The sequence below is a fragment of the Pseudomonas sp. GX19020 genome (genome assembly GCF_023371075.1).
In the GTDB taxonomy this organism is placed as follows: Bacteria; Pseudomonadota; Alphaproteobacteria; order Rhodobacterales; family Rhodobacteraceae; genus Pseudogemmobacter.
In genome coordinates this window covers 19,815-27,948 of record NZ_JAMCCR010000027.1, presented here as the reverse complement: position 1 = coordinate 27,948, position 8,134 = coordinate 19,815, and the positions used below count along the sequence as shown (strand labels likewise).

Below are 8,134 nucleotides of genomic sequence, written 5' to 3'. Positions count from 1 at the left end.
AACCCGGCTGAAATGCGCCCGGAGCGCGTCAGGAGATTTCAGCTTGCCGGTCGCTGCGTCAAAAATATCCTCATACCAGACATTGCGGCTGTTCGGGATATGACCGGGACGCGAAAAGGTGGTGCGCCCGCCCGCATGGGTCACCGGATCAACCGTGTTCAGCAGCAGGATATCATCGCGCGTGATCGCCTCGCGCACCTGCGCCTTATCGGCGATCAGCTCGGGGCGGCGGCGGGCGGTGAACGTCGCAGGCGGATAATGGGTTTCACCCGATTCAACCGGCCGCCCCTCGCGCCGCCATTGCGCAAGACCGCCATCAAGCACCGCCACATTGTCAAAGCCTTCCAGCCGCAGCTGCCACCAGAGCCGCCCCGCCCAATGCTGATAGAAGGCGCCGGGATTGCGGGCCGGATCGAACTGGTCATAGACCACCACGACACTGTCATCCCCGACCCCGAGCGCACCGATCCGCCCGGCAAATGTCGCGGATGGCAATACGGTGAAGGCATGTTGCGCCTGCTGATCGGTCAGCTCCAGCAGGAGATCGGCAAAAGCGGCACCGCTGATATGTTCCTCAATATAGGCATCGCGCCCCGAAGACAGCGTGTAATAGCCGTCCTGCCCGTCTTCGGGGAAGGCGAGAACCGTGGTCGCATCGAAGATCCTGAGAGAGGGATCACCGAGCCTGGCCTCAAGCCAGTCACCATCGACAAGGGGGGGAAACGCCGCCATTTTCGCTCCTTATATCCGGCACCGGGGGTTCAAACCGGCCTGATCCGGACTGCTGCGGGCAAAGTCATCTTCATAACAATACTTGTCAACAAGGCGAGTGAAGATTGGAACAGACCATGTTTCTGGCATGGGCGTTTTGGAAAATTTCAGTCAGAAACACGGCCCGCAACAGAAAGCCTGTTAAGCTTTACATCATCAGGTCACTGTGGAATCATGAGGTGATCCGGTCGCGATACCTGCGAAGGGTCCAATATAACCGATCTTATCAGGAAGGGCGTCTCGGCCGATGCATATCTCCGCGAGGACCGATTACGCTTTGCGTGCGATGATCGAACTGGCCGCATATGGTGAGGAGCCGCTGAAATGCGAAACCATCGCCCGCGCGCAGGCGATGCCGCTGAACTTTCTCGTCAATATCCTCAATGAGCTGAAACGGGCCGGGCTGGTGCACAGCCAGCGCGGCACCGAGGGCGGCTACTGGCTGGCCCGCCCGGCGCGCACGATCTCGGTCGGTGAAATCATCCGCGCCATCGAGGGCGAGATCGCCCTGGTGCGCGGCACGCCGCCCCAGTCGGTCGATTACAATGCCCGCAGCCGTCCGCTGCAGGATGTCTGGATCGCCTTTCGCGCCGCGATCCGCGAGGTGCTGGATGAAACCAGCCTTGCAAGCCTGGCCGACGGAAACCTCCCAGACATCGTGCGCCGCCTCAGCGAAGGCCCGCAGCACTGGAAATCCTGAACGCTGCAAGCCTGCACGGGACAGATCTGAAGCAGCGGAATCGCCCGCAAAGGCCGTTTTGACTGCGGTTTTCTCTGGCCTGCCCCCGGAGCGAACCGCTTTCCGATGCAAAAAAACGCAGCGGGCAAGACAAGCGGAAAAGAAAATATTTCCCCCCTGGATTCGCCGCGCAATAAGAAATTACCCTTCGTGAAGCCGAAGATATGACAATTCAGTTCCGTCCTCTTTTTGCGAACAAATCGTACGAAAATCGCCAATATGCAGTACGATAAGCTTGTGCCAGAGATTGAGGCCAAACCCTCATCATGGCAAAATCAGGACAGTGACAGTGACCTTTTACCGGTTCGGGACGGCAATCCTGTCGCTCGCATTCATCACCGCAATCTGGTGGGTGATTGCGGTCAGCGGCTTTGTGAACCGCACCTTTCTGCCCACGCCGGCCGAGGTCTGGGCTGCCGCCGCGGAAATGGCACAGAGCGGTGTTTTGCTGAATGACACGCTGGTATCGCTGGGGCGCTCGGCGATTGGTTTCGCGATTGGCGTGATGCTCGGGATCTCGACCGGGCTTCTGACCGCGCGGCTGCCGCTGTTTGATGCAGCCCTTTCGCCTTTTCTGACGCTTTTGCGCCCGATCCCCTCGATTGCGCTGGTGCCGGTGGCCATCGTCTGGTTCGGGATCGGTGAGGGGTCGAAGTACTTCGTCATCAGCTTTACCGTTTTTCTGACCGTCTGGCTCTCGACCCATCACGGCATGACCATGGTCGGTGAGACCTGGATCCGCGCGGCGCGCTCGCTGGGCGCAAGCCGGCGGCGCGAATTCCTTGAAGTGGTGATCCCCGCCGCCGCCCCGCATATCATGGCGGGCTTAAGGATCGCGGCGGCACTGGCCTTTCTCAGCCTTGTCGCGGCCGAGTTGACCGGGGCCACATCCGGCATCGGCTACCGCCTGCAAGAGGCGCGGCAATATATCCGCGTCGACCGCATGTTCGTCTGCCTGATCCAGCTCGGGCTGCTGGGGGCGGCGCTGGATCTGGCGATCCTCGCGCTTGGCCGGCGCATCATCCATTGGGAGCAGACATGACAAATTCGCCCGGCGCTGTTGATCTGCAATCCGTCTCTGCCCGCTTTCGCGACCGCAAAGGCGCGGAGCGTCTGGCCCTTGCGCCAACCAGCCTGCGGCTGGAGCCGGGGTCGTTTACTGCCCTCGTCGGGCCTTCGGGCTGCGGGAAATCAACGCTCCTGAACATCCTTGCGGGGTTTGTGGCGCCGAGTGAGGGGCGCGCCCTCGTCGATGGCCACCCGGTCAATGGCCCCGATCCGAATGTGGGCGTGGTGTTCCAGCAATTCGCGCTGTTTCCCTGGCTGACGGCGCGCGGCAATGTCGAGTTCAGCCTGAAGCGCCTTGGCCTGCCACGCGATCAGCGCCGCGCCCGCGCGCTTGCCGCGCTGGAGGAAGTCGGCCTTTCCGGGCGGGGTGAGGATTATCCGGGCCGCCTTTCCGGTGGCATGAAACAGCGTGTCGCGCTGGCGCGGACGCTTGTCGCCTCGCCCGATGTGCTCCTGATGGATGAGCCTTTCGGCGCACTCGATGCCATCACCCGCGTCGCGATGCAGCGGCTTTTGCTGCAGGTCTGGCAGCATCACCGCCCGACCGTGCTTTTCGTCACGCATGACATCGATGAGGCGCTGTTTCTGGCCGACCGCGTGCATGTCATGTCGCATAGCCCTGGCCGCATCGTCGAAACCATCGATGTCGATGACCCCCGCCCCCGCCCGCTTGAGGGGCCGTCAAGAGCTGCCGCCGCCGCGCGCGGGCGCATTCTCGAATTACTGCTTGCCACACATCTGGACTGATCCCGCAAACCGAACCGGAGACTTCAAAATGACATCACCGCTTGCTTTTTCCCGCCGCAGCTTCCTTGCCACCGGTGCAGCCCTTGGCGCGAGCCTTGCCGTGCCGATGCGGGCGGCTGCGCAAGAGGCGCTGACCCTTGCCTGGTATCCGGGAATTGCCACGCCGCAGGTGCCGCTGGCGCTGACCGGCGATCTCTGGTCCCCTGAAGGGGTCGCGGTCAACCCGGTCGGTTTCTCCAGCGGGCGCGAGGCGCTGGAAGCCGTGCTCGGCGGCGCGGCCGATTTCGCCACGCTCTCGGAATTTCCGGCAACACTCGCGGCTTTGCGCGATCAGCCCTTCCGTGTGCTGGCCAATCTGTCGCTCTTCACCGATAATAAGATCATCGCGAACCGCAAATCCGGCGTGACCGATCTGGCTTCGCTGCAAGGGCGCAAATTCGGGGTGACGGTGGGTGTTTCCAGCCAGTTCCTCGCCGATAGTTTCTTTGCCGATCATGGCATTACGACCGAGCCCGTGAATATTCCGCCGTCAGAGCTGGTTCCGGCCCTGGCCCGCGGCGATGTCGATGCCGTGATTGTTTTCGATAGCTTCTACAAAGCCGCCCGCGATGCCCTGGGCGAGGATTATCTGGAATTTCCGATCACCGATTACCCGACATTCTTCATCGTCGGCGCCAGCCAGAAGGTGATCGAAGAGCGCCCGGATGCGGTACGTGGCTTCCTCAAAGGCCTGCTTTCGGCACAGAAGCTGGTCTCGGATCAGGCGAAAACCGTGCAGGCGATCTCCGACAGCACCTCGGGCGCTTTCACGCTTGAGGCCGCCAATGCGCTCTGGCCGGTGTTTGATTTCCGCGTGGCGCTGCCGGCAGAGCTGCTGAAGATCCAGCTGGCCGAGGGCAAATGGCTGAACGCGCAGGGCCTGATCCCAACCGAAGTCACCGAAGAGCTTTTGCGCAGCCATATCGCCGATCAGTTCCTGCGTGAGCTGGCCCCCGAGGCCGTAACGCTCTGAGGTCAGGTCGACCCAAAGGCCGCCAGGAAACGGGTCGAGAGCAATGACAGGAAGGCCTCGGTGGCAAAGCCGGGGTCTTCATCTTCACGCGCCAGCACTGTCAGGAGCATCGGCGCAAAGGGATCGCCAGTCAGCCGACGGTGGATCAACACACCCGCCTGTGCCTCGGCATGGATTTCGACATCGGTGAAAATGGCAACGAAGGGCGGCTCCGACGCCATCCGCTTCAGGGTCGCAACCGAGGTCGAGCGCGATGCCCGCCAGAGTTTCACGCCTGTCCGCTCCTCGGCGAGTTCAATCACCGAGCTGAGGCGCGGCGTTCCCGAAGGAACACCCACCGGCAGCCCCGCCAGCATTTCCAGCGTCAGCAGCGGCTGCTCTGCCAGCGGATGCCCCGGCGCCATGATCGCACCGACATGGCAGGGTGCGCAGGCCCGGATCCCGAAAGCCGCATTCGGGCGCGGGTTGAACGCGATCACGATATCACAATCGCCCTCGACCAGCTGGCGCTGCAACTCGGTCGAGGTGGCAACGCCGACATCGACCCCCACCTGCGGATAAAGCTGGCGGAATTCCGGCAACGGGCCATTCAGCAGGAAATCCAGAAGCCCCTCGACCACGCCGATCCGCACATGGCCGGAGCGCAGGCTGCTCAGATCCTCGATCAGCTCCCGCGTGCGGCGGGCATCCTGCATCCAGTGTCGCAGATGTTCGGCAAGGATCTTCCCCTCGGCCGTCAGCCGCAGCCCCTGGGCGGTCCGCGAGAACAGCGGCACGCCGATATCGCGCTCCAGCTCCAGAATATGTTTGTTCACCGCCGAGGCCGCGACATTGATCGCGCGCGCCGCGGCCCGAACCGAGCCTTCGCGGGCAACGGCCTCAAAATAGCGGGCGGCACGGGAAAAGAGTTCCAAGGGGTTACTCCAGCTCGAAAGAGGGCGGGCAGACCTCTTCGGCCCGACGCCCCAGCGTGTCCCAATCCTGCCAGTTCTGCCAGATCCATTCGGCCTTTGCCTGCGCGGCCCGTGCCAGATCCGCGAGATCGAGGCCGGGAATGCGCCCGCCCTGCATGCGGATCACGCCGTCGACCACCACCGTATCGACATCATCGCCCTGCCCGCATTCGACCACTGCGCGGATCGGATCGCGCAGCGGGCTTTGGCGCAAAACCCCGTCAGGCGCGAGCCGGATCAGCACTAGATCAGCCTTGCGCCCCGGCTCCAGTGCCCCAAGGTCATCGCGGCCAAGCGCACGCGCACCGTTCAGCGTGGCGGCGGTGAAAACCTCGGCGGCGCTGGCCGTCGTAAGATCGCCGGAAACCATCTTCCCCATCAGCGAGGCCTTGCGCATCTGATGGATCATGTCGCGCGGATAGGTATCTGCGCCAAGCGTCAGATTAACCCCGGCACGGGCATAGCCGGGCCAGTCTGCCAGTATCCGCCCCCGCCGCGCGAGATTGACCGGACAATGCGAGACGGAACAGCCGCAGCTTCCCAGAAGCGCCACATCGCGGGCGCCGTGGCTGTTGACGATCTGCGGATGATCCGAGGTGAAATTGCCATGGCCAATCGTCAGCAGCGGTCCGAGATCAAGCAGCCCCGTTTCGCGCAGAAGTTCGATCGGCGTCATGCGGTAACGGCGCAAAATGTCATAATACTCATGCACATGCGAGGCCGCATGGATAGAAACCGGCATCGCCGTCTCACCTGCCAGCCGCGCGGTTTCTCGCAGTTGCTCAACCGAGCAGCTGTCGATACGGCTTGGCGCCAGAATTGCACTCAGTCGCCCGTTCTGGCCGCCATTGATACGCCGCGAGAACTCTGCCGCGGCCTGCATCCGCGCGGCACCATGAGCGGGATCGATAACCCTCTCTAACATGCCCCCCTCGCCGGTGGTCCAGCCCCCCATATCATAGCTTGCCCCGAGCCAGGCGCGCAGCCCGAGCTGGCCGACCGCCCCGGCCATGCGGGTCTGCATTGCAACCGGCGCACCGACCTCGACGAAGCTGGTCACGCCATTGCGCAAGAGCTCGGCCACGGTAAAAAGCGGCCAGGGGTCATCCGGGTCGTCATGCAACGGATTGCGCGTGCCTTTGCGGCTGACCTCGAGTTCGGGGAAGGGCTGGCCAAGATTGTCGGGCCGGCCATGATCCGACATCAGCCGATGCGGAATCTGATAACCGGCATGAACATGGCAGTCGATGAATCCGGGCGCCAGCAGCATCGGCCCGGCATTGATCTCATGATCCACCCGGCCAGGAAAATCGCGGCCGACAAAGAGGATGCGGTCGGCCTCCCAGACCAGCTCTCCCTGCGGGATCAGGGTGTGCCGGCCCTCGCGAAAGCCTGTCACCCAATCGGCGCGGATCCGCGTTCTCATGATCTCTGCTCCTGCGCGAGATGGAGGGCCATTGCGCGGGCGACCGCGCCAAAGGCATTAACCGTGCCCATTTCGCCATGATCGGCGCGCACCAGGTGGCCAATTGCGAAAATCCGACCATTATTCGCGGCAATCTTCATCAGCCCGTTGTCCTCCACCGCGAGACCCTGGCGCGGCAGCGCCGCCAATTCTGCCGGCGTCAGATCCAGCAGATTGCCCGGCGGCACGGCGGCCGTCTGGTAACTGTTGTCAAACCCCGTGGCATTGATGACCAGATCGGCGGGGATCAGCTGCTCGCCGCCGGCCTGCCGGATTACCACCCCGCCCGCAGCAATCCGCAAGGCGCGCCCCTCGACCCGGGTCAGCGCTCCCGCCGTCTCCAGCGCCTGCATCCGCCGCCAGGCGGCGGGGGGCATCATATAGCGGTGGATATCCCAAAGCGCGCGGGCATGGCGGCGCAGACGGGCCTGTTCCTGACGGTTCAGCTGCCGCCATATCTGCGCAGAATTGCGCCGCGCAAAGGCAAAGGCCGGGCGCCAGTCGCCAGTCTGAGACAGCGACTCGTCGACCATAATGCGGAAATGACGGAAGAAGGCACTGGCCCGCCCTGCCCCGGGCGGCGCCGAAGGTGTGAAATCGGCAATAGTGCCCTGTGACAGGCGGGGGCTGCGCCCGCTGCGTGAGACGCAGGTGACCGGGCCATGATGGCCCCTTGCCTCCAGCTCTGCGAGGCAATCGGCCATGGTAAGCCCGGCCCCGAGGATCACCACCCTGTCGCCCGGTGCAATCCTGGCAAGGGAAATATCCCAGGCCGATTGCACCACGCGCGGCCCGCCTTCTGCGCTCTCCGTAGCTTGCGGGATTTCGGCCGCAGGCGCATTGCCGATCGCAATCACCGCATGGGTGAACCCGGCCCCGGGCAGGTCATCGGCGTGGACCCTCACTCCGCCGGCAACCGGGCTGATATGATGCACGAGGCATTGATGATGATGAAAGGCCACTTCGCTTTTCGCGGCCTCCAGGCGCAGCATCTGAACCAGATGGCTGCCGAAAAGCGCGCGCGGCAGAAAGGCACTGCCATCGGTCTCCCGCCAGAGGGTCTGATCTGTCGCCTGCGCGTCCAGCCAGCGGCCAAAGTCATCACCGGCGGCATCTGTCCAGAACATTGCCGGCACCGGAACATTCAGCAGGAAATGCCCTGCCTCATCGGCATAGGCGATCCCGCGCCCGATCTCGGAACGCGGCTCGAACAGGTCGATCCGAGCCCCGGCTTTCAGGTTGCGCAGCAGGTGGATCGCCGCAATCGCTCCGGCAGCCCCCCCTCCGACAATGGCGATTCTCACCTTTGTGCTCCCGTTTTGCGGCTCTGTGCAGACGGGTCAGCCGCCGGTTCCGCCTCAGGCTAGCGCAGGCGAACC

General features: G+C 63.5%; 8 protein-coding genes. 4 read left to right on the top strand and 4 right to left on the bottom strand.

What is annotated here, in order from left to right:
* Window positions 1–732: sulfurtransferase (locus M3484_RS23000; protein WP_249499422.1), on the bottom strand; the 732-nt coding region annotated here is incomplete at its 3' end.
* Between the two features lie 286 nt (window positions 733–1,018).
* Between M3484_RS23000 and M3484_RS22995 the strand changes: the two genes are divergently transcribed.
* The 4 genes from M3484_RS22995 to M3484_RS22980 all read left to right on the top strand — a co-directional run bounded on the left by M3484_RS22995 (window position 1,019) and on the right by M3484_RS22980 (window position 4,337).
* Entirely contained in the window at window positions 1,019–1,471 is a 453-nt protein-coding gene (locus tag M3484_RS22995; protein WP_092904073.1) for an RrF2 family transcriptional regulator, read from the top strand.
* A gap of 328 nt (window positions 1,472–1,799) precedes the next feature.
* Window positions 1,800–2,552: an ABC transporter permease gene (locus M3484_RS22990; RefSeq protein ID WP_249499421.1), complete on the top strand. Its 753-nt coding sequence runs from the start codon at window positions 1,800–1,802 to the stop codon at window positions 2,550–2,552.
* On the top strand, window positions 2,549–3,325 hold the full coding sequence (locus M3484_RS22985) for an ABC transporter ATP-binding protein (protein ID WP_249499420.1): 777 nt from the start codon (window positions 2,549–2,551) through the stop codon (window positions 3,323–3,325). Before M3484_RS22990 ends, M3484_RS22985 begins: the two co-directional genes overlap by 4 nt.
* Window positions 3,326–3,353: 28 nt before the next feature.
* Window positions 3,354–4,337, top strand: coding sequence for an ABC transporter substrate-binding protein (locus tag M3484_RS22980; protein WP_249499419.1), 984 nt, complete (start codon window positions 3,354–3,356; stop codon window positions 4,335–4,337).
* 2 nt (window positions 4,338–4,339) lie between these two features.
* On the opposite strand, the gene M3484_RS22975 is transcribed toward M3484_RS22980, so the two are convergent.
* From M3484_RS22975 to M3484_RS22965, 3 genes are read right to left on the bottom strand one after another with little or no spacing between them, the layout of a single operon-like run.
* The gene (locus tag M3484_RS22975) at window positions 4,340–5,251 is read right to left on the bottom strand and encodes a LysR family transcriptional regulator (protein WP_249499418.1); all 912 of its coding nucleotides are present in this window, start codon (window positions 5,249–5,251) and stop codon (window positions 4,340–4,342) included.
* A 4-nt stretch (window positions 5,252–5,255) separates the two neighbouring features.
* The gene (locus M3484_RS22970) at window positions 5,256–6,716 is read right to left on the bottom strand and encodes a chlorohydrolase family protein (protein ID WP_249499417.1); all 1,461 of its coding nucleotides are present in this window, start codon (window positions 6,714–6,716) and stop codon (window positions 5,256–5,258) included.
* Window positions 6,713–8,059: an FAD/NAD(P)-binding protein gene (locus M3484_RS22965; RefSeq protein WP_249499416.1), complete on the bottom strand. Its 1,347-nt coding sequence runs from the start codon at window positions 8,057–8,059 to the stop codon at window positions 6,713–6,715. The genes M3484_RS22970 and M3484_RS22965 overlap by 4 nt, the downstream gene beginning before the upstream one ends.
* Window positions 8,060–8,134 lie beyond the last annotated feature (75 nt).